This is a genomic window from Arthrobacter sp. MDB1-55, assembly GCF_059092925.1.
On record NZ_JBNHID010000002.1, the window covers coordinates 738,192 to 761,451 of the forward strand.

The following is a 23,260-nucleotide window of genomic DNA, read 5'->3' on the forward strand; positions in this document are numbered from 1 at the left end:
CGTTCTCCATCGTTACGCGCCCCATCCTGCCTGCTGCCCGCCCTGGCGGTCTGCATTGATCTTTTCCTGGTAGCCGCTGGCTGCGTAGGCAGCCATCGGGTCCGCGGGGAGGCCGCGGGATTCACGCCACTGCGCGAGCGCCGGACGGACGTCGGTGTAGAAGGCATCCATGAAGAGGGCATGGGCGCCGAGTACGTCGCCGGCCTCCTGCGCCTTGGTCAGCGCCGCGCGGTCGACGAGGAGCGCACGCGCGGCCATCTCCTGGACATTGAGCACCGAGCGGATCTGCCCGGGGATCTTCTCTTCGAGGTTGTGGCACTGGTCCAGCATCAACGCGACGTTGCTGGCGGGATCGAGCGCGCCGCCGCGGACAACTTCGTACATGATGCGGAACAGCTGGAACGGATCTGCCGATCCCACAATGAGGTCGTCGTCGGCGTAGAAGCGTGAATTGAAGTCGAAGGATCCGAGCTTCCCGAGACGGATCAGCTGCGCCACGATGAACTCGATGTTGGTGCCGGGTGCATGGTGGCCGGTGTCCAGGCAGACAAACGCCTTCTCGCCCAGGGCCAGCGTGTGGGCGTAGGAGGTGCCCCAGTCCGGAACGTCGGTGTGGTAGAAAGCCGGCTCGAAGAACTTGTACTCGAGGACCATGCGCTGGTCATCGCCCAGGCGGGCGTAGACCTTCTGCAGGGAGTCATGCAGCCAGTCCTGGCGTGAGCGCATGTCACCCTGCCCCGGGTAGTTGGTGCCGTCGGCCAGCCAGATCTTCAGGTCCTGGGAGCCGGTGACGTTCATGACGTCAATGCACTCGTACATATGGTCCAGGGCCTTGTTGCGCACGGACGGGTCACTATGGGTCAGGGAACCGAACTTGTAGATGTCGTCCTGGAAGGTGTTGCTGTTGATCGTGCCCAGCTTGATGCCGAGGCCCTGCGCGAAGTCCGACAGCTCCGAGTAGTTCTCGACCTTGTCCCATGGGATGTGCAGGGCAACAGAGGGAGCCAGACCGGTAAGTTCGTTAACCTTGGCGGCGTCTGTGATCTTTTCCTGCACAGTGCGCGGGGTGCCCGGTGTCTGGAACACCTTGAAACGGGTTCCGGAATTGCCGTAAGCCCAGGACGGCACCTCGATAGCGAGGTTCTCCAGGGTTGGCGTGATGCCGCTCAGGTCAACCATTACTTCTCCACATCTACTGCTGCTGGCTACTTGGCCGGCGCGCGTCGTCGTTGTTTTGCGCCGACTCTTCACAGGACCGCTGAGGCTGAGGTGGAGAGTCAGCAAATGAAATCGAATTTGAATCGATTCATTGGCACGATTCAAAGGTATCCTTGGCTCAAAGTGGTGTCAAGCAATCTTTTGGAGACTGCACATTTTTGAACATCACTTGCTCACAGCTACCAATCCCACGAAATGAGGCGTAGCCGCAATGGTCAGTATCAAAGATGTCGCAGACCAGGCGCAGGTCGCTGTTGGAACAGTGTCCAATGTATTGAACAACCCGGACCGCGTCGCGGAAAAAACCCGGGAGCGGGTTCTCAGCGTCATCTCTGAACTGGGCTTCGTGAGGAACGACGCCGCCCGGCAACTGAGAGCCGGAATGAGCCGCACGATCGGCCTCATCGTGCTCGACGTGAGCAACCCGTTCTTCTCTTCCCTCGCGCGCGCCGCCGAGGACCGCGCGGCAGAGTCGGACAGTACGGTGCTGCTGGGGGACAGCGGACACGACGGAGAGCGGGAGAGCCGTTATCTCGACGTGTTCGAGCAGCAACGCGTCAAGGGTGTGTTGATTTCACCGGTGGGAAACGTGGACGAGCGGCTCAAGCAGCTCCGTGCGCACGGAGTTCCGGTGGTCCTGGTGGACCGCGTCGACCCGCAGCGTCGCGTGAGCTCCGTGTCAGTCGACGACGTCGCGGGTGGGTACATGGCCGTGAAGCATATGCTCACGCGCGGGCGGCGGAGGATCGCTTTCGTAGGCGCATCGACGGACATCCAGCAGGTAGCGGATCGCCTTGCCGGAGCGCAGCAAGCAGTCGCTGAGTATCCGGATGCGGAGCTCGAGGTCGTTGAAGCGGCCGCGATGACGGTGCTCGCCGGGCGGGCTGCCGGTGAGCTTCTTGCGGAGCGAGGCCTTGAAGCGCTGCCCGACGGCATCTTCTGTGCGAATGATCTGGTGGCGATTGGCGTCATGCAGGCGGTGCTGCTCATCCGAGGGCTCCGCATCCCGGAGGATCTGGCGCTGATTGGTTACGACGACATCGACTTCGCGCAGTCCGCGGTCGTCCCGCTTTCCACCGTTCGGCGTCCCACCGAGCTGATGGGCAGGACCGCCATCGAACTCCTGCTTGAGGCCATCGACCGGCCCACATCGGAAAGCCGTCAAGTCATTTTCCAGCCGGAGCTGGTCAGCCGCGGGAGCACGCTCTAGCGTCTCCAACGCGCTACTGCTCGGCTTTCTCCGGTGATAGCATCTGCCGTGAAACGATTCACTAGGCCATCCGAACAACGCTCAACGAGGAGGATCATGGAACGCGTCTGCTTCCAACTGCAGGTGAAGCCCGACCGCATCGAGGAATACAAGGAGCGCCACGCGGCGGTCTGGCCGGAGATGCTGCGTGCTCTGAAGGACACCGGGTGGAACAACTACTCACTTTTCCTGCGCCCGGACGGTCTCCTGATCGGCTACGTCGAGTCGGATGACTTCGCCGCCGCGCAGAAAGCCATGGCGGAGACCGGCGTCAACGCCCGCTGGCAAGCTGAGATGGGGGAGTTCTTTGTGGCTCTCGAGGGCCGTCCTGATGAGGGATTCCTTCAGCTCGAAGAGGTCTTCAACCTCGAGGACCAGCTCGAGCCGCACGCTAAGTGACCCGCCTCCCCAGGATCGTCACTTGTTCTCAGGTCCGTCGCGATCCGTCGACGATCCTGCGGCACACCGACAATTTTGCGCCCTGCACCTAAGGATCCCGAATGACCCCCACCCTCCGTGCCGCCATCCTTGGCACCGGCGCTGTTGCACACCTGCACGCCGAGGCACTTGCAGACATCGCCGGCGTCAACGTCATCGCATCCGCTGACCCCAGCGACGAGCGCGTCCGCGATTTCAACGCACGGCACGGTATCCCAGCCGGGTACGGCACCCTGGAGGAGTTGCTCGCGGAGGAGGCTGTCGACGTCGTGCATATCTGCACTCCTCCTGCCGGCCACGCGCAGCAGACTGCAGCGGCGTTCGACGCCGGTGCCCACGTCATCGCCGAGAAGCCGCCTGCGCTGTCGCTGGCCGAAGTTGACGCCATGCAGGCGGCCGCCGCCGCAGCTGACCGGCAACTCGCCGTCGTCTTCCAGCAGCGCACCGGTACGGCGGCAACGCACATCCGGAACCTGCTGCAGTCCGGGGAACTCGGCCGGCCGCTGACCGCAGTCTGCCATACGCACTGGTACCGCGGAGCAGAGTATTTCGACGTGCCGTGGCGCGGAACCTGGGAGTCTGAGGGCGGCGGCACCACCCTCAGCCACGGGATCCACCAGATCGATCTGCTCTCCTACCTGCTCGGCGAATGGAGCTCCGCCTCGGGGCAGCTGTTCCGGTTGGACCGCGATGTGGAGACTGAGGACACCTCCTGCGGCGTCGTCGTGTTTGAGCGCGGCACCGTGGCATCCGTGATGACCACCGTGCTCGCGCCCCGCGAATCGAGTTTGATCCGGATTGACGCCGAGCACGCCACCATTGAGCTCGAGCACCTCTACGGCCACCATCATGCGAGCTGGAAGCTGACGCCGGCCCGCCATGTGACATCAGAGCGCGTCGCCTCCTGGGCCTTGCCGGAGGTCGAGGTGCCGAGTGGACACGATGCGCTTCTTTCCGAGGTGTACTCATCGCTCTTCGCCGGTGGCAAGGTGCCGCCGGTCGCTGCGGATCCTGCGCGCGCCATCGAGATCGTCGCGGCGTTGTATGCCTCAGCCGGGCGCGGACGGCCCGTGACCAGAACCGAGTTGGCCGAGCCGGACTTCCGCAGAAGCATGCGCGTACCGGTCCGCGACCTGCGTCCCGGGCAGTGAGCGCGCCGCTGCTGTCCGACCCGCTCGGCGGACCCACCGATCCAACGGTCATCCGGGATGAACAGACCGGGCAGTGGCGGATGTTCTACACCCAGCGGCGCCCCTCGGACCCCGGTCACGGCGTCGAGTGGGTGCACGGCAGCCGGATCGGCATGGCGGTGTCCGACGACGGCGCTCACTGGCATTATCGCGGTGTGGTCGACGGGCTCGACCCGGCGGATGAGCCCGGGTTGAACACCCACTGGGCGCCCGAAGTCGTGTGGGAGGGCGCGCAGTACTCCATGTACCTCTCGTGGATCCGTGGGGTGGCTTCGACCTGGGCGGGCCACGAGCGCCGTATCGCCCACCTGGTCAGCGACGACCTGGAGAACTGGGAACACCGCGGGTTCCTTGAGTTGAGTTCCAACTACGTCATCGATGCCGCGGTCGCCCGCACCCCTGACGGACTGCTCCGCCTCTGGTACAAGGACGAAGCGGACGGCTCCACCACCTGGGCTGCAGTAAGTCCGGACGGACAGTCGTGGACCGTGGAAGGGCGGGTCATCGACGGGTTGCCGCACGAAGGGCCGAACGTTTTCCCGCTCGCCGGCTGGATGTGGATGATTGTCGACGAGTGGCGGGGCCAGCGCGTCTACCGGTCACATGACGGTGTGCATTGGACCGCTCAGGGTCTCATCCTCGACGCGCCGGGAAAGCACCCCGAGGATCGGCAGGTGGGCAGGCATGCCGACGTCGTCGTCCGTGGCGAGGAAGCCGTCGCGTTCTACTTCACGCATCCGGAGTGGGACGGAAGTAACGACGTCGAGCTCCAGTCCGGCGCACTGCGGCGCTCGGAGGTGCACCGCGCCCGCCTATGGGTTGCGGGCGGGACGTTGATCTGCGACCGCGACGCGCCCGTGGATGCCCTGCGCTGACGGAAGCAGGGCTCTGCGCAACCCGTCTTTTCTTCTGTCGATACGGCGGCGTAATGACACGGTCAGCTCTCCAATCAGGCTGTCCCCGGCGTAGGGCTGCCGGTCCCTTCTCATCAGCAGGGCATTTTCCTCAGGCCGAACTGTAGATTCCTGACGCAATTGGCGCTTTACTTGGAATATGTTGTTCGATCCAACATATTCCGCCGATGAGAGTAGCGGCGCTGAAGGGGACCGGCAGCGTACTTCCCCCGAACCTCCGGCTCAGCCGTCCGCGGCTCGGGAATTCAGCCGTAACAGAAGGAGCGCAATGAAGCGATACATCAGTCAGGCAGCCCTCGGCGTTTTAGGAGCGGCGCTCGTCGTTCCCGCGTTGGCGACGGCCCCCGCCCAGGCCGAGCCAGTCTCCACCACAGCCGCTGTGGTCGAGGACTATGACGTTCTTGTGGTGGGAAAGACGACAGGCTTCCGCCATAGCAGCATCGACGAGGCCACAACGGCGATCATCGCCCTCGGTGAAGCGAACGGTTTCAGCGTCGATGTCTGGGATCCGCCGACCTCGTCGAGGAATCTGGGGCAACCGGACCGCACGCTGCCAACCACCCCTTTCACCAGTGCGTCGGATCTGGCCAAGTACGAAACGATCGTTTTCGTATCCACGGTCGACGGCACCAATAACCTCGATCCGGCAAAACCCACGCTGCTCGACGCCAGTGAATTGACAGCATTCCAGGGGTATATCCGAGCCGGCGGCGGATTTGCCGGTGTCCATGCCGCGACAGATTCGATGCACACCGTTCCCTGGTACAGCGAACTAACAGGCGGCGGTGCCCGGTTCGTCAGCCATCCCGCGCAGCAAACCGCCGTTCAGACGGTTGAAGACGGCACCCACCCTTCCACGAAGCATCTGTCAGGATCCTGGACCCGATTTGACGAGTGGTACAACTTCAACCAGAGCCCGCGCGATGCCGTACGTGTGCTCACAAATCTCGATGAGACAACCTACAACCCCGGCCGTAATGCCATGGGTTCCGATCACCCGCTGTCCTGGTGCCACAACTTTGAGTCAGCGCGCTCGTGGTACACGGCCGGAGGGCACACAGAAGCGTCGTACGTGGATCCGGTGTTCCTTGAGCACCTTCTGGGTGGGATCGCATGGTCGGCCGGTGCTGTCCACGGCGGCGGTGACTGCACCACTTGGTACGAGGTGGAATCATTGACCGAAAACCTGCTGGCTGACGGAACGATTTCGCCGAAGGCCGCCGAACAGCTGTCGAAGCAACTGGAGAAGGCCCAGGAGCTGGCGGATGCGGGCCTGCATGCTGACTCTGCAGACAAGCTCAATGCAGCTGTCGCACAGGTACGGGCGCACGTTGACGCTGGTTCCGGAGCGCAGGGCCTGCTGATCGGAAAGGTTCGCGACCTGCAAACCTGGCAGAGCGAGCTGGAGTAAACGTATGGTCGCCGCACTGGCCGCTGCGTCAGGGCCAGTGCGGCGATCTTCCTCTGGCGGCCATCAGGTCGCCTACCCCGATACCTGCTGACGTGCTTGCTTCGCGACGCTCCACACTGCCGTCAAAAGTCGGCAGCGAATGGAGCGTGTGGTAGATCCATCAAAGGTTGTGTTGATCATCGTGAACCGTTTGTCCCGCCGCTGGCGCATAACACTGGTCCTCGCCATGGCTGCAGTTGCCGTGGTGCTCGTCGCTGTCGCCGCTACCGCGCTTGCCGCTGGTCGGGATCCGCGCGGAGAGGAGGCCCCTGAGGTCGCTTCAATTGAAGCGGTCGCTGAGAAACTGGCTGCTGAGCAGGCGCGGGAACGGGCAGAGCTCAACGTCAGCCTTGCTTCCGCCGCCGAAGTGGCGCATGGGCATATGGGGGAGGTCCTGCAGAAGCTCTCCTTCGCTGTGTCGGCGCAGCAAGACGCTACTCCGAACGTCGCAGGCGCCGACGGGGCCGGTGAGTGGGAGCTGGAGCTGGAGCGTGCGATGTCCGCGTTGGACGCTGTCGGGGAAGGCACAAGCGAACAGACGGTGGCCAGGGAGGCCTTCTTCGGTGCCGCCCACTTGCTCGAGTCGGCTGTGGCGGATTATGGCCACCTTCTCAATGCGCCCCATGAGGAGCGCGAATCGTATGCCGAGACTGTGATCGAGCGGCGCGATGCGGCGGTTCGCCTCTGGCAGTCCGGAGCAGCGCAGCTCGACACCCTGACCGTTGAGTCAGGGGGAGGACACGTACACCTTTTCCTTGCCCCGGATGGTGATCCGGATGCTGTTCCATTGGAGTTCCAGGAGCCGGACGATCACTGAACGAGTCGCCAGTTAGCAAACCCCATCAACCCCGCTTGTTGCTGATCGAGTCGTGGGGGCCGACTTTACTGCCTGAGACAACATAGCCCCGCGGCGCGGTAGGCGGCCGCGGACACCACCGAACTTCCTCCGCATCCGACGGCATCGAGGCCACTCATCTCGACCTTGGAAAAACCTTGACCTGTCTCCGGCACTTCCCCTAGCCTAGAGAAAGCGTTTTCCGTTGAAAGGATTCAAAGATGAACCCGCGCTTTCGCTTGACACCCATACCGGCGACGCTTGCCGTCAGTGCAGCCCTGATTGCGGGAGGCGGCGGCGTTCCCGCCGCAGCTGCTCCCGCCCCCGACGCCCAGATCGGCGTACAGCTCGAACACCTCGACCGCGGCCTGGTCGCGGCCGCCACGACCGAGGGAACCTTCCTCAGCTGGCGTCTCCTGGCTACTGAAGTAACCGGAGCCAACGAAACCGGTCAGACGGGCGCCGACTTCGCCGTCTATCGCAACGGCGAGAAGATCGCCACAGTCACCGACAGCACCAACTACCTCGACACCGGCGCGCCGGCTGATGCAACCTACTCCGTTGCCGCCGTCGTCGGTGGGGTTGAACTGCAGCGCAGCGCAGACGTCAGCCCGTGGGCGCAGGGGTACACCGAGATCCCGCTCCAGAAGCCGGCCGACGGTGTCACCCCCAAGGGTGACAGCTACGCCTACTCGGCGAGTGACATGAGCCTCGGCGATGCGGACGGTGACGGCGACTATGAGTACGTCGTGAAGTGGGAGCCGAACAACTCCAAGGACGTCTCACAGGTCGGCTACACCGGCAACACCTACATCGATACGTACGCGATGGACGGCACACTGCTTCACCGCATCGACCTCGGCGTGAACATCCGTTCCGGCGCGCACTACACGCAGTTCATGGTCTATGACTTCGACGGCGACGGCCGCACCGAGATGATGATGAAGACCGCGCCAGGCACCACGGTCACCAGGTACACGGACGGCGTGGCCGGCGAGCCTGCATACATCACCATGCCGGCGGACGACGTCGCGGCGGGCTACAGCAACACCGATGACTACCGGAAGAGCGCGGCCGATTACTACGAGCACGTCGTCGACATGTTCGCCGGCTGGCACGAGCACCCTGAGGTGGTTGCCGGAAACTGGCCGGCAACCCTCGAGGAAGCGTTCGGAATCGAGCAGCGGTACGAGTACCCGCTCTCCGACGCCGATGCCCGCGCGATGGCGGACTACTTCATCGACGTCTACGCACCCTCACGGAGCACCCGCAACAACCTCCGCGCTTTCGAGGGCTTCATCCTGAGCGGCCCCGAATACCTCACGGTGTTCGACGGCGCCACCGGAGATGAGCTCCAGACCGTGGACTACGAGCCGGGACGTCACGACGACGGTCTCATGTGGGGCGACTACGCCATGAGCCGCATCGAGCCGGGCAACCGTGTGGACCGCTTCCTGGCGGGTGTCGCCTACCTCGACGGCCAGCGTCCGTCGGCCGTCTTCGCCCGCGGCTACTACACCCGCTCCACCCTGGTTGCCTACAACTGGGACGGCAAGAACCTCTCAAAGGTCTGGAACGTGGACAGCGGTTGGACCCCGATGACCAATCCGTTCAACGACGGACCCCATGGACGCCTGGGCACTGATCCCGAGTTCGGTTCCATCACCACTCAGGGCTTCCACTCCCTCAGCGCCGCCGATGTGGACGGCGACGGCAAGCACGAAATCGTTTACGGCGCAGCCACCATCGACGACGACGGCTCGCTCCTCTACAGCTCCTTCGACACCCTGCCGTCGGGCAGCGGCAATCCGGGTGCGGAAGCAGGCCTTGGCCACGGCGACGCAATGCATGTCACCGACATTGATCCGAACCGCCCCGGACTGGAGATCTGGACCGTTCACGAGGGCGGAGCCTGGGCTCCCTATGGCTCGGCCATGCGTGACGCGGCAACGGGCGAAGTGCTTTTCGGCGCGTACTCCGGCCGCGACACCGGCCGCGGCATGATCGGTGATGTGCGCTCCGACGTCGAGGGTATCGAAGTGTGGGCCAGCATGCCTGGCGGCAGCGACGGGTCCGGTCTGCTCAACGCAACCGGCGAGCGGGTTGAGTCCCGCACCCCGGGCACCAACCAGAGCATCAAGTGGGCGGCGGACATGACCACGCAGCCCGTCAACGGTTCCGGCAACGGGACGCCGACCATCGACGACTGGACCCGCGGCCGCCTCGTGACAGCTGAGGGCACCCGGACCAACAACGGCACCAAGGGCAACCCGGCACTGGTGGCGGACGCCTTCGGTGACTGGCGGGAAGAGCTGTTCCTTCGTACCGCAGACAGCTCCGCGATCCGCGTGTACCTCAGCACGGAGGTCACGGACCACAAGCTGACCACGCTGATGCATGACCCGCAGTACCGCGCTGAGGTGGCCCGCCAGAACACCTCCTACAACCAGCCGTCCTACACGAGCTACTACTTTGCCTCGGACATGGACTTCGCAGATGTTCCGGTGCCAGATGCCTGGACTCCGGGGCTCATCGGATACCTGCAGGCCACGCTCGAATCCCTGATCGCCAGCGGCGATGTATCGGGACCGGTAGCCAAGCAGCTGGAAACCTCGCTGGCCCAGGCGCAGGAGGGCGTTGAGCAGGGCAACATCACCAACGTCGGCAAGGCGATGGACCGGTTCGTGAAGGCGCTCAACCAGGGCAAGAAGCCGGACGTCGTATCCGATGCCGCCCGGGGAATTCTGGACAACGGAGCGCAGACGGTCCTCACTATGGTCCGGTAGCGTTTGGCCCCTACGGATAAAAGAGCAATCCGGACAGGAAGGTGCGAGTCAGCGCCATCCTGTCCGGATTGCTCTTGTTCGCTTCCCGGCAGGACGGCGGCGAGGAGCTAGACGTCGTTTCGGGTGAAGGCCGCGGCACGGACGACGTCGTCGTTCTCCAGCCCCGCGCCGAGCGCACCGCCCACGGTCGCCAACGCGGCGGTCAGCAGGCTGAGCTGCGCATACTCCGCGAGGCCAACGGATTCACCGACGACGGCGGCAAACACCCCCGCGTCGACCAGCAGCACCGCTGCCAGGAAGGACAGGACGAAGAGCGCCGCAAAGAAGGTGACGACACCGATCACCACGGTTGCCGTCGTCGCGAGGTTGAACAGAGCAACCTGTTCCCGCTCGACCCGCCGCCGTGGGCGCTCCCACAGGTCCGCACCGATCATGAGCGTCAGCGTGACGGCTCCCACCGCAAGCAGGGTCAGGAGGACCAACCGCCACGGCCCGTAGGCGGTTGCGAGCAGCCAGAGGTCACTGGTCGCGAGGGTGACGACGCCGGCGGCCGCCGCCGCGGTCAGCGCACGGGAGAGCGTGACGGCGAGCCGCCACGGCCGGTTCGCGAGGATGAGGCCCAGCAGTACGCGGGCATTTCCCGCGAGCACCCGGCCGGTGAACTGAAGAGGGTTCTCATCGGCGAGGTCGGGCAGGTCGTCGGCCATCTCGTGCGCGCGGCGCGCGCGGTCAACGGGTTCGTCGTCGTCGTCCCATCCCGCCAGAGGGCCGACCAGGCGGCTGACTGCCGTCGTAATGCTTTCCTTGCGTCCCACCGCCCGCAGCGCGGGCAGAGCCACCAGGCCCACCCTGTGAACGGGGCTGATCTGTGTGAGCACGGGCTTCCGCCCGCTGCGCAACGCCAGATCGCTGACAACGACGGCGAGGTCCCAGTCCTCATCCAGCAGCCGATCCCGCGCGGTTTCCAACAGCTCCGACGGCGCGTGGCCGTCGAGGGTCTCGACTGCAAGGTCCACGCGCCATCCGACTCCCGGATACGACTCGGTGAGCAGCACGGGCAGGGATGCACGCAGCTCCTGCATGGTTGCCGGATCGAGCGACGGAGGGACGACGACGCCGAACCTCAGTTCGGGCACTTCGGTCACGGTGGCGGTCTGCGGCGGAGAAGTATCGGGCACCGCTCAATGATCGCCGGACCGGTGCCGCCGACGGAAATCACCGGGCCGCGGCGCGCAACCGACCGTCCGGGGCTCAGGCCGAGGCGAAGATCTCCCGTTGGAACCGGATGTGCTCGGCGAGCTGGACCGCTCCGCCGTTTTCGTGTCCGTTGTAGGGGTAGACGTTCATCGATTTCTCGCCTGCGTAGTGGTTGTAGGCGGCGTAGACGCAGGAAGGCGGGCAAACGTCATCGAGCAGACCCACGGAGAAGAGCGCCGGCATGGTGGCGCGGGCTGCGAAGTTCACGCCGTCGAAGTAGCCGAGAGTGTTGAAGATTTCCTCTTCCCGACCCCGCTGTACACCGAGGTAGCGCACCAACTCGCCGTAGGGTGCCGTGTCCACAATCTCGGTCGCGCGCCGGATATGCGAGAGGAACGGAACGTCCACAATTGCGGCCAGCGGGGCCTGTTGCAGGACGGTTGGGGTGAGGGCTGCGGATGCGAGCGCAATCGCCCCGCCCTGGCTTCCCCCGGAAATGACCACACGCGCGGGATCCACGAACGGATGAGCCTGCGCAGCCTCTACAGCGCGCACGGCGTCGGTGAACAGGCGCCTGTAGTAGTAGGTCTCGGGTGAATCGATTCCGAGCGTGAGGTGCCCTCCGAAGTGCGGTCCGCTCACTCCCTGGTCCGGGGTGTCTCCGCTTTTGTGTCCGGCCCCCTGGCCACGCAGATCCATGACAAAGTGTGCGACGCCGGTGCTGGGGATGGCTGTCCACTCACCGACAAGACTCCTGCCGCCGCCATAACCGATGTACGTGACGACGGTGGGCAGCGGGCCGGACGCAGACCGGGGCCGCAGCATCCACCCCTTGATCGGGTGCCCTCCGTATCCCGCGAAAGTGACGTCTTCAGTAACGAGCTCGGTATAACCTGCCTCCACCTCCTCGAAGCGGGCGTCAAGCGAGAACGACGCCGCCTCGGCAAGCGTCTTTTCCCAGAAGGCATCGAAATCAGTGGGCTCAGCCCGCTCCGGCGCGTATTGTTCGAGCTCGCGGAGGGGGAGGTCAAACTGCGGCATCTTCAGGAAATCCTTCGCTTCTTTGGTCTCGGAAGTATCACGGATCACATTATTCTAGAGATAGGCCTTGCGTGTTGAGACGATTCAATTTACTCTCATTGGAGAGCGCTTTCCGTGATGCACACCACTGTAGCAGCGGAACCAAAGAGCTTCACCTCATATCTGAGCCGTTCCCCAGGAGGACAAAGATGTTCAACAAATTCTCACGACGCGCCGGTTCCGGCGTAGCGGTCACGGTCGCGGCAGCTCTCATGCTGACCGCCTGTGGCGGCAATGGCGGCGGCGAAGCCGGCGGCACCCCAGACCCGAACGAGGAAGTCACCCTCAACTTCACCTGGTGGGGCAACGAAGACCGCGCTGAGCGCTACAACGAGGCGATCGCCCTGTTCGAGGAAGAGAACCCGAACATCGACGTCAACGGAACCTTCATGGACTTCCCCGCCTACTGGGAGAAGCGCCAGACCGAAGCCGCGGGCGGCGGACTGCCGGACGTCATGCAGTTCGACTACAGCTACCTGCGCCAGTACGGCCAGAACGGCCTGCTGCTGGATCTCAACGACTATGTCGGCAACGGCCTGACCACCGACACCATCGACGACACCCTGCTGGCTACGGGCAAGCTCGAGGACCAGACCCTCGGTGTGCCCACCGGCTACAACGCCTGGTCGCTGTTCGAGAACCCTGCGCTCATCGAGCAGGCAGGTGTTGAAGGCTACGAAGGCGGAACCTCGTGGGAGGAATACGAGGAGTACATGGCCAGCGTGAGTGACGCCAGCGATGAAGTCTTCGGCGGAACCGACTACACCGGCCGTATCCAGAACTTCGAGCTGCAGCTCCGCCAGGAGGGCCGCGAGCTCTTCACCGAGGACGGCCAGCTGAACTTCACCCAGGAAGAGCTTGCTGAATTCTGGAGCAGCACCGCGGATCTTCGCGAAAACGAGACCGTCATCCCAGCGCGCACCCTTGAGGAACTGCTGCCCAAGTCCGGGTTCGGCTCCAACCTCACCGCAAGCGAGATGACCTGGTCCAACTTCATGGGCGGCTACCTCGGTGACACCGGTGCTGAGGACCTGAACATCGTTGCTCCTCCCACGAACGACCCCTCGGTGAAGGACCTCTACCAGAAGCCCTCCATGCTGCACGCTGTATCAGCCGGCACCGAGCACCCTGAAGCTGCTGTGGCGTTCGTCGAGTTCCTGATCAACAGCCCCGAGGTCGGCAAGATCTTCGGAGCATCGCTGGGCGTTCCCGCATCCGAAACCGCACTCGAAGGCGCGGCACTCGAAGGTCCTGAGCTTGAAGTCAAGGAGTACCTGGATTCGGTCGCTGACCGCATCGGTGAGCCTCCGGCAGCGCCCGTCGTAGGCTACGGCGCACTGGAAAACACCTTCCTCACCCTCGGTACCTCAATCGGCCTGGGTTCAATCTCGCCTGAAGATGCTGCCCAGCAGTTCTTCGACGAGGCCGCGGTAACCCTCGCCGGCTGAACACCGACCTTAGCTATCGCCGCTATTAGGAGCAGTTCATGACAACGGGATCGGCGCACGCGCCAGTAAACACCCGCACTACCGCCGAACCCGGCACCCGTCCGGCGGGCAACCGCCGGACGGGTGGTCAGCCCAAACGCAAGGGCGGCAAGGACAATCTCGCCGGCTACCTTTTCCTCACCCCCTGGCTGATCGGGCTCTTCGCCCTCACCCTGGGCCCCATGCTCTTCTCGCTCTACCTCGCCTTCACGGACTACAACCTTTTCACCGCTCCGAAATGGACCGGGCTGGGCAACTTCGAACGGATGGCAGGCGACACCGTTTTCTGGGGTTCTGTCCAGATCACCCTGATCTACGTGCTGGTCGGCACGCCGATCAAGCTGGCCGCGGCGCTTGGCGTCGCGATGCTGCTGAACTTCAAGTCGAAGGGCACCGGCTTCTTCCGGTCGGCGTTCTACGCACCAAGCCTGATTGGAGCATCGGTAAGCATTGCGATCGTCTGGCGGGCAATGTTTTCCACGAATGGTCCGATCGACAACGGCCTGAACCTGTTCGGCATCAACCTCGGCGGCTGGGTCGGAGTACCGGCCCTGGTCATGCCGATGATGATCCTCCTGGCCGTGTGGCAGTTCGGTGCCCCCATGGTCATCTTCCTGGCCGGCCTGAAGCAGATTCCGGGAGAGCTTTACGAAGCAGCATCCGTGGACGGTGCAAAGGCCTGGCGCAAGTTCCTGAGCGTCACCCTGCCGATGCTCTCTCCCGTCATCTTCTTCAACCTGCTGCTTGAGATGATCAACGCCTTCCAGATCTTTGCCTCCGCCTACATCATCGGCTCGGGCAGCGGCGGACCGGCGGGTGCGACGAACTTCTACACCGTCTACCTCTACACCCGCGCCTTCACGAACAACCAGATGGGCTACGCCGCCGCGATGGCCTGGGTTCTCTTGATTGCCGTCGGCATTCTCGCGTTCATTCTTTTCCGCACCTCCAAGAGCTGGGTGCACTACGGAGGTGACACAAAGTGACCACTGCAAATATCGAATCAGCGACTAACTCCGTTGGTTCCCCGGTCCGTCCGGTCCGGAAGCGCCCTCAGACCCCCCGCAAGACTGCAGCGACAGTAGCGTGGATCGTCGGGATCGTCCTGCTTACCGCCGTCGTGCTGTATCCGCTCCTGTGGATGATTTCGGCATCCTTCAAGCCGAACGCCGAGTTCGGCTCGAACCAGAGCCTTCTGCCCGAGAACCCCACCTTCGACAATTTCGTGAAGGTCATGGAGGGCGTGGCAGGCATTCCCACCTGGAAGTTCTTCTGGAACTCGACCATCCTCGGTATCGGCGCGGTGATCGGTACGGTCATCTCCTCATCGATGGCGGCCTACGCCTTCGCCCGTCTTGATTTCAAGGGCCGTCCGCTGTTCTTCGCGATGATGATCGGAACACTGCTGCTGCCGTTCCACGTGCTGATCATCCCGCAGTACATGATCTTCCGGAACCTGGGCATGGTTGACACGTTCTTCCCCCTGCTGGTCGGCAAGTTCCTGGCAACCGAGGCGTTCTTCGTCTTCCTGATGGTCCAGTTCATCCGTAACCTGCCGAAGGAACTCGACGAAGCTGCCCGCATCGATGGCTGTGGTCACTGGCGGATCTTCTGGTCGATCACCCTCCCGCTCATCAAGCCGGCGCTCATCACCTCCTCGATCTTCGCGTTCATCTGGAGCTGGAACGACTTCCTCGGGCCTCTGCTCTACCTGAACTCGCCCGAGAACTACCCGCTGCCGTTGGCCCTGCGAGTCTTCAATGACCAGTCCAGCGCCTCCGACTACGGGGCCACCGTGGCAATCTCGGTCCTCGCCCTGTTGCCTGTGATGCTGTTCTTCGTGATCTTCCAGCGGTTCCTCGTCGACGGAGTCGCCACCCAGGGTCTGAAGGGATGACACCCCGCGGACAGCGCGAAAGGCGCCAAAGGCGCCCCCTTCCCGACGGCACCCAGCTCAAGTGGCCGGGTGCCGAGGGGAAGTTCGCGCTGTTCGCGGAAGTGCTGTGGATGGGTGTACTGACCGTGGTCGGCGGACTCCTGCTGATCACACTCCCGGCCGCGGTTGCGGCCTCCACCCGGCACCTGCACCGCTACCTGCTGGCGGAACGGTCCACCGTCGGACAGTGGTGGCAGGACTACCTGTCCGCCCTGCGAACCGGCTGGATCGTGGGCGTGGGAGCGGTGGCGCTCGCCGCAGTCCTACTTTTCAACCTGCTCCTCGCCGTTACCCAGGTGCTGCCCGGCTGGCAGGCGGTGTTCGCCGTCGGATTGTTTGGTCTGGCAGCACTTGCGGTCACGCTGCTGCAGTCGGCTGTCCGCTGGAGTCTCGAGAAGGGCTGGCGGCAGGCTGTGCGTGACGGTGTTCAGGCCTTCGTTTCCGACGCCGGAGCGATCCTGCCTCTGCTTGTCGCGCTGGCGCTGACCGTCGTCGTGACCTGGCAGTTGCCGCCGCTGATTGTGCCCGGAATGGGCTGTCTGGTTTTTGCCGTGCTCGTTGTGAAGGAACGCGAGCGCAAGAACGTCACCCGGCGCTAGAACTTTCCCACATCGAAAGGAATATCAACCGTGCACTACGGCGGCGACTACAACCCTGAGCAGTGGCCCGAATCGGTCTGGCCGGAAGACGTCGAGCGGATGCGCGAGGCCGGGGTCACGATGGTGAGCCTCGGCATCTTCGCGTGGTCGCGGATCCAGCCCTCGGAGGACGTCTACGACTTCGAGTGGCTTGACCGCATCATCGGCATGCTGCACGAGGCCGGAATCGCCGTCGACCTCGCAACCGCGACGGCGTCACCACCGCCGTGGATGACCGTCGCCTATCCCGACATCCAGGCCGCAGATGAAAACGGCGCACCGTACTGGCATGGCAGCCGCCAGCACTACGCGCCGTCGTCGCCGTCGTACCGGAGGCTTGCCTCCGCACTCGTGCAGCGACTGGCCGAGCGGTACAAGGACCACCCCGCAGTGGTCCTGTGGCATGTGAACAACGAGTACGGGTGTCACCTGAACCTGGACTACTCCGACTCGGCCCGTGATGCTTTTCGCGGCTGGCTGAAGCGCAAGTACGGCACGCTCGAAGAGTTGAACGTTGCCTGGGGCACCTGGTTCTGGGCCCAGCACTACGAGTCATTCGACCACATCTTCCCCCCGCGCAAGGCGCCCTACAGCCACAATCCCGGGCAGTTGCTCGACTTCCGCCGATTCACCTCCGACATGCTGCTCGAGTGCTATCGGATGGAGCGGGACATCATCCGCGCCGCCGGAGCCACCCAGCCGGTCACCACCAACTTCATGGGTGCGTTCAAGCCCGCGAATTACTGGGAGTGGGCCGCGGAGATGGATGTCATTTCCGATGACTGCTACCCCGATCCGAACGAGGCCGAGAGCTTCCGCGCCGGGGCGTTCCAGCGCGACCTCATCCGCTCGCTGAAGCCGGAAAAGCCGTGGCTGCTGATGGAGCAGTCCACGAACGCGCTGAACTGGCGGCCCACCAACGCACCGAAGGCGCCGGGCCAGATGCAGGCCCTCAGCATGCAGTGCGTCGGGCGCGGCGCCGACGGGATCCTGTTTTTCCAGTGGCGACAGTCCCGCGCAGGCTCCGAGAAGTTCCACTCCGCGATGCTCCCGCATGCCGGCACATCGACCCGTACGTGGCGCGAGGTTGTCCAGTTGGGACAGGAACTCGCCTCCCTGCCGACGCTTCCTGCCGGCTCGCGGGACGCCCGCGTCGCCATCGTCTTCGACTGGGAGAACTGGTGGGCCATCGAGAACCCCGATCACCCGGTTGTCCTGGACTACGTCGAATGCGTCCAGCGCTGGTACAACGCCATCCACCGCCAGCACGTGCAGGTCGACTTCGTGCAGCCGACGTCGGATCTGGCCCAGTACTCCGTGGTCGTCGCGCCGCAGCTCTACCTGCTGACGTCCGACGGCGCCGCGAACCTCACCCGGTTCGTTACGGACGGCGGGCACCTGCTGGTGACCGCGTTCAGCGACGTTGTGGACGAGTATGACCGGTTCCGCGAGGGCGGCTACCTGACCCAGCTCGGACCGCTGCTCGGCGTGACGCTCGAGGAGTTCGGCGCGCTTGTGCCGCCTTCTTCCACCTCGCCCGGCCAGCAGACCGCGCCGGTTTCCCTTGGCTCCGATTCCTTCGACGGACTGTATCTCGCCGAGGAGATCGCCGCCGTCGACGCGGAGGTGCTTGGCAGCTTCAGCGGCGGCCGGACCGAGGGACTGCCCGCCTTCACCGGCCGCACGGCCGGCGCCGGGCGCGCCTATTACCTCGCAACGGTGCCCGACGACGACGGCGCACGCCAGGTGAGCGCTCACGTGTTCGCAGGTGCCGGCGTCGTGCCCGTACTTGAGGGACTGCCCGAGCTGGTGGAGGTTGCTCAGCGCGGTGACGTGGTAACGCTCATCAACCACGGTGCCGACGCCGTCGCCATCGAGGTGTCAGGAACTGACCTGCTGGGCGGTGACTCCGTGGACGGTGACTCCGTGGACAAAGTCCACCTTGAGCCGTTCGGGTATGCGCTCGTGCGCCGGAGCTAGCCGTCCTCAGGACATCAACGGCGTCGACGGTTCCGTTCCGGGCATCGGCGCATCGAGGAACGGGACTACCAGCTCAAGCACCAGCGACGGACGGCTGAGACCAAAGAAGTGCGTGGTGCCGGGAAGCACGGCGAGCTGGGAGGCAGGTACGCCCTCGAAGTCGCCGTTCACATCACCGCCGCGCAGTTGAAGGAACCGTACAGCGTGCTCGAGGCGCACCATGTCGCAGTCACCGACCGTGATGAGGGTTGGTGCTTCGATGGCCTTGATCTGGTCCTCGCTCCAACCGGAGGCGCCGTCGTCGAAGCGCACCAGCTTGTTCAACAGGTCCTGCAACCTGTCAGGATTCGGTGACTTCGCGAGGTAGTCCGCTTCCATCGGCGTGCCCGCGATCATGTCCACGGTCATCTCCTCCATAGCGCCCTGGTTCTCCGACCTGTCACCGCTCGGGTCGAACGACACCGAGGAGGTCACGATCCTGCGAACAACCTCGGGGTACTCGACGGCAAGCTGAATGGTCACTGCACCGCCCACGCTGTAACCGAAAACATCCGCCTGCGGAATGCCCAGATGGCGGAGGAGCCCGACGACGTCGGACGCCAGACCCGCGCTGGTCAGCGGACGGTCGATATCGCCTGTCCGTCCGTGTGCCTGGAAGTCGACGGCAATGACTTTGCGTGTCTTCGCCAGATCAGGGATGAGCTGACCGAACTGCAGGTCGATGTTGAACAGTCCGCCGTGGAGGAGGAGAAGCGGAACATCGCCTCCTCCACCGTGGATCTCGTAGTACATGTCCAGCCCGTTGACGGGGGCGTAGCCGGTAACGGGTGCTGAGGTGCCGTTCATCGAAATCTTCCTTTCCTTCGTCCAACCGTTGTGGTTTGCCTTATAGACGCGGGCAAGCCGGCGAAGTCATCGGTGCACCGTGAATCACATACCCTATTCACGACGACACGAAGGAGTGCAGAGGACTATGACGAGCGCGAGTACGCACGTTCCACCCACGGCCGGGGCGCAAAAGCTTCCGGACGAAGGCCATGTATCGGCGGCCGTTGCTGACGCCGTCGCGGAGCGGGCAGGCCATCTCTTCGGGCTGATGGGCAACGGCAACGCCCACTTCATCAGCAGGCTCACACGGAGCGGCTTCCCATTTACCTCAGCCCGTCATGAATCCGCGACCGTCGCCATGGCGGACGCCTATCACCGGGCGACCGGCGGGGTAGCCGCAGCTACCACCACTTACGGTGCGGGTTTCACCAACGCCTATACCACCCTCGCTGAGGCGCGCATCGCCCGGATTCCACTGGTGCTGGTTGTCGGGGATGCGCCTGCCGGTGGCTTCCGGAACTTCGACATTGACCAGCCCAAAGCTGCTGAGGCGGTCGGAGTGACTACGCTCGTAGCTCATCCGGGCAATGCCGCAGCGATCACGCACCGGGCCTTCGACCTGGCGCTGCAGACGGTGCAGCCCGTGATCGTCGCCATCCCATACGACCTTGCCACCGAACCGCTCACCGATGCCGAGCCGCTGGAGCCGTTACCCGCCAAGGCAGCATGGCCCCCGCAGGAAGCCGACCTGGAGCGGGTGGCCGCACTCCTCGCCTCAGCGAAGCGGCCCGTCGTGATTGCCGGCCGCGGCGTGGTCCTCGCCGGTGCCGCTGCCCCGCTGCGGGACATCGGCGACCGGTTGGGTGCGCTGTTCATGACCTCCGTGATGGCGATCAACGCGTTCGAAAGCGAATGGGATCTGGGCGTCGCGGGCGGCTTCACCCGCCGCCACCGCCTCGAGGTGGCGCGGCAGGCCGACGTCGTGCTGGTGGTCGGTGCCAGCATGAACATTTTCCAGACGCGCTACGGAACGCTCTTCCCACCGGAGACGCGGATCATCCGCGTGGACAACGAACCGGACGAGCGCCATCCGATCGTCGTGGACTACATCCGGTCCGACATCCGCCCGTTCGCCGAAGCCCTGCTGCAGCTCGTGCAGCCTGCAGAGAGCACCTGGCGTGAAAGCATCCCGGAAGTCGCGGGGGAGGAGTTCCGCTCATCCGCACCAATCGAAGACCCGGTCGAGTTCGCACCGGACGGCAGGCTCAACCCCCGCGCGGTGGTCGCGGCGCTCGAGCACATACTTCCCCGTGAGCGGTCCGTAGTCATGGACGGCGGACACTTCATCGGCTGGGCCCCGATGTACCTCTCGGTGCCCGATCCGCACGCCATGATCCTGGTGGGCACGGCCTTCCAGTCCATCGGCATGGGCTTCGGGTCCGCCGCCGGCGTCTCGGTCGCCCGACCGGAGCGCACCACCGTCCTGGTCAGCGGCGACGGCGGCGGCCTGATGGGGCTGGCTGACTTCGAGACCTTCCTCCGCGCCACCCGGAGGGGCGTCCTGATCGTGCTGAACGACTCCGCCTACGGCGCTGAACTCCATCAATACGCGGCCAAGGGGCTCCACAACCAGGCGATGCTCATCGATGAAGTGGACTTCGCCGCCGTCGGGCGGGCACTCGGTGCTGAAGGCATCAAGGCGCACTCGCTCGCGGACCTTTCCACACTCGCCGACTGGCTGGCGACCCACGACGACGGCGTGTTCGTCCTCGACGTCGCGATCTCCCAGCAGGTGGTTGCCGAGTTCATGGCGGAGTCGGTGGCGATCAGGAAATAGTGCCGATCAGGGAGATCAACGGACGACGACGGCGCTCACCTTCCCGTCCGCGACTGTCACGTCATAGGAGATCAACGAGCCGTCGGGCGAGGGGATAGCCAGGACCGACCGGTGTCCCTCCGCGGCGAACGCCCTGAACTCGACGTCGGTGGCCCAGTTGTAGTCGGGCCGATTCGAGACGGTGCCCACCGGCAGCACCGTTCCCGGCCGAACAAAGACCGGCGCCTCCATCACCGAGAAGGGACGGCTGTGCCACCGCGGCCCCTCGAAGGTTTCACCTGATTCAAGGTGCGTCCACTCTCCCTCGGGGACGTAGAAGGAGTGCTTTCCACCGGCCTCCAGCACCGGCGCAACCAGGAGGCTGCTTCCGAGCATGTACTGCCGGTCGAGGTGGGCGCACCCCGGGTCGTCCGGGAATTCGAGGAACATCGGCCGCATGAGCGGGGTGCCTGAGGAGTAAGCCTCCTCGGCCGCGCCGGCAAGGTAGGGCATGAGGCGCATTTTCAGTTCGGTGAAGTGGCGCAGTACGTCCACGGACTCTTCATCGACCAGCCACGGGACCCGGTAGGAGTTTGAGCCGTGCAGCCGCGAGTGGGATGACAGCAGCCCGAAGGCGATCCACCGCTTGAACATCTCCGGTTCCGGTGTGCCTTCGAACCCTCCGATGTCGTGGCTCCAGAAGGCGAAGCCCGACGAGGCGAGCGACAGACCGCCGCGGAGGGACTCCGACATGGCAGCGAAGGTGGACTCGCAATCTCCGCCCCAGTGCACGGGGAGCTTCTGGCCGCCGGTAGTCGCGGACCGCGCGAACAGGACCGCTTCACCGACGCCGAGCTCCTTCTCGAGGAGCTGGAACACGGCCTCGTTGTAGAGCTGGGTGTAGTAGTTGTGCATGCGCTGCGGGTCCGAGCCGTCATGCCAGACGACGTCCGTGGGGATGCGCTCGCCGAAGTCGGTCTTGAAGGAGTCAACTCCCTGCCCGAGCAATGCGCGCAGCTTGTCCTGATACCAGAGGACAGCGTCGGGATTGGTGAAGTCGACCAGAGCCATTCCGGCCTGCCAGAGATCCCATTGCCACACTGACCCGTCTGCCTTGCGCACGAGGTAACCGAGTTCCTGCCCCTCCCGGAACAGGTGGGAGCGCTGGGCAATGTACGGGTTGATCCACACGCAGACCTTGAGGCCGCGTTCGTGCAGGCGCTGGAGCATACCCTCCGGGTCCGGGAAAGTCTCCGGGTCCCAGATGAAGTCGCTCCAGTGGAATGCCCGCATCCAGTGGCAGTCGAAGTGGAAGACAGAGAGGGGTAGGTTCCGCTCGGCCATGCCGTCGATGAAGGACATGACCGTCTTCTCGTCATAGTCCGTGGTGAATGAGGTGGAAAGCCACAGGCCATAGGACCAGGCAGGAATTCGAGCGGGGCGGCCCGTCAGTTCCGTGTACCGCCGGAGGATCTCCTTCGGCGAGGGGCCGTAGATCACGAAGTACTGAAGCTTCTGCCCCTCGACGCTGAACTGTGCACGGGAGACCACCTCGGAGCCGATTTCGAACGATACCCGCTCGGGGTGATTCACGAACACGCCATAGCCGGAGTTGGTGAGGAAGAACGGGACGTTCTTGTAGGCCAGATCGCTGGACGTTCCGCCATCCTCGTTCCAGACGTCAATCGACTGGCCGTTCTTCACGAAGGCACCGAACCGCTCGCCCAGGCCGTACACGTTGGTGCCCACACCGAGGGTGAGCTGTTCGTGCACAAAGAAGCGTCCGGCGTCGTCGGTAATGAACCCGACGCTGCGAGGGACAGAACTGGTGAGCGGCTTTCCGTCGCCGGTGAAGTCGACTCCCCAGTCACCGCTGAGGCTGACCGACGCGGTGAGCGCACCCGACGTCAGGGTCGCGTGGGTCTCACCGATGGACACGTCGACGGCGGGATGCGCCTCCTGCAGTTCGAACCGGGGACCGGGATCCAGCGCGCCCTGGAAATGCTCGATGGTCACTCCGATGACACCCTCGAGGGGAGAGCTGAAGGAGACCGTCAGCTGGGGGCAGTTCAACGCGTCTCCACGGGCGTTGATCGGCCGGGTGGGGGCGTAGACCTCCAGGCCGGAATCGGTGGAAACGACGTCGGCAATGGCGCGCGGGTGGAGGGCAGTCAGCCCTTTACGGTACATCCAGTACCCGTCAGTGAATTTCATGCTG

18 protein-coding genes are annotated in these 23,260 nt (G+C 64.3%); 13 read left to right on the forward strand and 5 right to left on the reverse strand.

Features of this window, described 5'->3' with window-relative positions; genetic code table 11:
* Window positions 1-12: 12 nt before the first annotated feature.
* Window positions 13-1,179 (reverse strand): L-rhamnose isomerase, encoded by a 1,167-nt coding sequence (rhaI, locus tag AC5RU3_RS10810; RefSeq protein WP_309070226.1) that lies wholly within the window; start codon window positions 1,177-1,179, stop codon window positions 13-15.
* Window positions 1,180-1,429: 250 nt separating this feature from the next.
* Between rhaI and AC5RU3_RS10815 the strand changes: the two genes are divergently transcribed.
* The 7 genes from AC5RU3_RS10815 (at window position 1,430) to AC5RU3_RS10845 (ending at window position 10,080) form a co-directional block, all read left to right on the forward strand.
* On the forward strand, window positions 1,430-2,428 hold the full coding sequence (locus tag AC5RU3_RS10815; RefSeq protein WP_309070225.1) for a LacI family DNA-binding transcriptional regulator: 999 nt from the start codon (window positions 1,430-1,432) through the stop codon (window positions 2,426-2,428).
* A 96-nt stretch (window positions 2,429-2,524) separates the two neighbouring features.
* Window positions 2,525-2,866 (forward strand): L-rhamnose mutarotase, encoded by a 342-nt coding sequence (locus AC5RU3_RS10820; protein WP_493965509.1) that lies wholly within the window; start codon window positions 2,525-2,527, stop codon window positions 2,864-2,866.
* A gap of 101 nt (window positions 2,867-2,967) precedes the next feature.
* The gene (locus tag AC5RU3_RS10825; RefSeq protein WP_493965510.1) at window positions 2,968-4,056 is read left to right on the forward strand and encodes a Gfo/Idh/MocA family protein; all 1,089 of its coding nucleotides are present in this window, start codon (window positions 2,968-2,970) and stop codon (window positions 4,054-4,056) included.
* On the forward strand, window positions 4,053-4,970 hold the full coding sequence (locus AC5RU3_RS10830; RefSeq protein ID WP_493965511.1) for a family 43 glycosylhydrolase: 918 nt from the start codon (window positions 4,053-4,055) through the stop codon (window positions 4,968-4,970). Before AC5RU3_RS10825 ends, AC5RU3_RS10830 begins: the two co-directional genes overlap by 4 nt.
* Window positions 4,971-5,277: 307 nt before the next feature.
* Window positions 5,278-6,420: a ThuA domain-containing protein gene (locus AC5RU3_RS10835; RefSeq protein ID WP_493965512.1), complete on the forward strand. Its 1,143-nt coding sequence runs from the start codon at window positions 5,278-5,280 to the stop codon at window positions 6,418-6,420.
* A gap of 148 nt (window positions 6,421-6,568) precedes the next feature.
* Entirely contained in the window at window positions 6,569-7,276 is a 708-nt protein-coding gene (locus tag AC5RU3_RS10840; protein ID WP_493965513.1) for a hypothetical protein, read from the forward strand.
* 239 nt (window positions 7,277-7,515) lie between these two features.
* The gene (locus tag AC5RU3_RS10845) at window positions 7,516-10,080 is read left to right on the forward strand and encodes a rhamnogalacturonan lyase (RefSeq protein WP_493965514.1); all 2,565 of its coding nucleotides are present in this window, start codon (window positions 7,516-7,518) and stop codon (window positions 10,078-10,080) included.
* Window positions 10,081-10,187: 107 nt separating this feature from the next.
* Here the strand turns inward: AC5RU3_RS10845 and AC5RU3_RS10850 are convergent, their stop codons facing one another.
* Window positions 10,188-11,258: a hypothetical protein gene (locus AC5RU3_RS10850; RefSeq protein ID WP_309070218.1), complete on the reverse strand. Its 1,071-nt coding sequence runs from the start codon at window positions 11,256-11,258 to the stop codon at window positions 10,188-10,190.
* 73 nt (window positions 11,259-11,331) lie between these two features.
* Complete coding sequence (locus AC5RU3_RS10855) at window positions 11,332-12,366, reverse strand: acetylxylan esterase (RefSeq protein ID WP_309124111.1); 1,035 nt, start codon at window positions 12,364-12,366, stop codon at window positions 11,332-11,334.
* Window positions 12,367-12,506: 140 nt separating this feature from the next.
* On the opposite strand from AC5RU3_RS10855, the gene AC5RU3_RS10860 reads away from it, so the two are divergent.
* Genes AC5RU3_RS10860 through AC5RU3_RS10880 form a run of 5 tightly spaced genes read left to right on the forward strand, consistent with a single transcriptional unit; the run spans window position 12,507 to window position 18,398 of the window.
* The gene (locus AC5RU3_RS10860; RefSeq protein WP_309070216.1) at window positions 12,507-13,805 is read left to right on the forward strand and encodes an ABC transporter substrate-binding protein; all 1,299 of its coding nucleotides are present in this window, start codon (window positions 12,507-12,509) and stop codon (window positions 13,803-13,805) included.
* A 38-nt stretch (window positions 13,806-13,843) separates the two neighbouring features.
* Window positions 13,844-14,830 (forward strand): carbohydrate ABC transporter permease, encoded by a 987-nt coding sequence (locus tag AC5RU3_RS10865; RefSeq protein WP_309070215.1) that lies wholly within the window; start codon window positions 13,844-13,846, stop codon window positions 14,828-14,830.
* Entirely contained in the window at window positions 14,827-15,741 is a 915-nt protein-coding gene (locus AC5RU3_RS10870) for a carbohydrate ABC transporter permease (protein WP_309070214.1), read from the forward strand. The genes AC5RU3_RS10865 and AC5RU3_RS10870 overlap by 4 nt, the downstream gene beginning before the upstream one ends.
* Window positions 15,738-16,379, forward strand: a complete 642-nt coding sequence (locus AC5RU3_RS10875; RefSeq protein ID WP_493965515.1) for a hypothetical protein — start codon at window positions 15,738-15,740, stop codon at window positions 16,377-16,379. Before AC5RU3_RS10870 ends, AC5RU3_RS10875 begins: the two co-directional genes overlap by 4 nt.
* A 30-nt stretch (window positions 16,380-16,409) precedes the next feature.
* Window positions 16,410-18,398, forward strand: a complete 1,989-nt coding sequence (locus tag AC5RU3_RS10880; RefSeq protein WP_493965516.1) for a beta-galactosidase — start codon at window positions 16,410-16,412, stop codon at window positions 18,396-18,398.
* A 6-nt stretch (window positions 18,399-18,404) separates the two neighbouring features.
* On the opposite strand, the gene AC5RU3_RS10885 is transcribed toward AC5RU3_RS10880, so the two are convergent.
* Window positions 18,405-19,244, reverse strand: a complete 840-nt coding sequence (locus AC5RU3_RS10885; protein WP_309124109.1) for an alpha/beta fold hydrolase — start codon at window positions 19,242-19,244, stop codon at window positions 18,405-18,407.
* A 127-nt stretch (window positions 19,245-19,371) separates the two neighbouring features.
* On the opposite strand from AC5RU3_RS10885, the gene AC5RU3_RS10890 reads away from it, so the two are divergent.
* Window positions 19,372-21,063, forward strand: a complete 1,692-nt coding sequence (locus AC5RU3_RS10890) for a thiamine pyrophosphate-binding protein (protein WP_309070210.1) — start codon at window positions 19,372-19,374, stop codon at window positions 21,061-21,063.
* Between the two features lie 15 nt (window positions 21,064-21,078).
* On the opposite strand, the gene yicI is transcribed toward AC5RU3_RS10890, so the two are convergent.
* Window positions 21,079-23,256 carry an alpha-xylosidase gene (yicI, locus tag AC5RU3_RS10895; protein ID WP_493965517.1) on the reverse strand — a complete coding sequence of 726 codons (2,178 nt, stop codon included), beginning with the start codon at window positions 23,254-23,256 and terminating at the stop codon, window positions 21,079-21,081.
* Window positions 23,257-23,260: the final 4 nt, after the last annotated feature.

What these genes read in the sequence shown, in the direction of transcription:
- AC5RU3_RS10860 (WP_309070216.1), top strand. Translation starts at nt 12,507, where the DNA reads ATGTTCAACAAATTCTCACGACGCGCCGGTTCCGGCGTAGCGGTCACG.
- AC5RU3_RS10820 (WP_493965509.1), top strand. Translation starts at nt 2,525, where the DNA reads ATGGAACGCGTCTGCTTCCAACTGCAGGTGAAGCCCGACCGCATCGAG.
- AC5RU3_RS10875 (WP_493965515.1), top strand. Translation starts at nt 15,738, where the DNA reads ATGACACCCCGCGGACAGCGCGAAAGGCGCCAAAGGCGCCCCCTTCCC.
- AC5RU3_RS10890 (WP_309070210.1), top strand. Translation starts at nt 19,372, where the DNA reads ATGACGAGCGCGAGTACGCACGTTCCACCCACGGCCGGGGCGCAAAAG.
- AC5RU3_RS10865 (WP_309070215.1), top strand. Translation starts at nt 13,844, where the DNA reads ATGACAACGGGATCGGCGCACGCGCCAGTAAACACCCGCACTACCGCC.
- AC5RU3_RS10825 (WP_493965510.1), top strand. Translation starts at nt 2,968, where the DNA reads ATGACCCCCACCCTCCGTGCCGCCATCCTTGGCACCGGCGCTGTTGCA.
- AC5RU3_RS10845 (WP_493965514.1), top strand. Translation starts at nt 7,516, where the DNA reads ATGAACCCGCGCTTTCGCTTGACACCCATACCGGCGACGCTTGCCGTC.
- AC5RU3_RS10885 (WP_309124109.1), bottom strand. Translation starts at nt 19,244, where the DNA reads ATGAACGGCACCTCAGCACCCGTTACCGGCTACGCCCCCGTCAACGGG.
- yicI (WP_493965517.1), bottom strand. Translation starts at nt 23,256, where the DNA reads ATGAAATTCACTGACGGGTACTGGATGTACCGTAAAGGGCTGACTGCC.
- AC5RU3_RS10815 (WP_309070225.1), top strand. Translation starts at nt 1,430, where the DNA reads ATGGTCAGTATCAAAGATGTCGCAGACCAGGCGCAGGTCGCTGTTGGA.
- AC5RU3_RS10835 (WP_493965512.1), top strand. Translation starts at nt 5,278, where the DNA reads ATGAAGCGATACATCAGTCAGGCAGCCCTCGGCGTTTTAGGAGCGGCG.
- rhaI (WP_309070226.1), bottom strand. Translation starts at nt 1,179, where the DNA reads ATGGTTGACCTGAGCGGCATCACGCCAACCCTGGAGAACCTCGCTATC.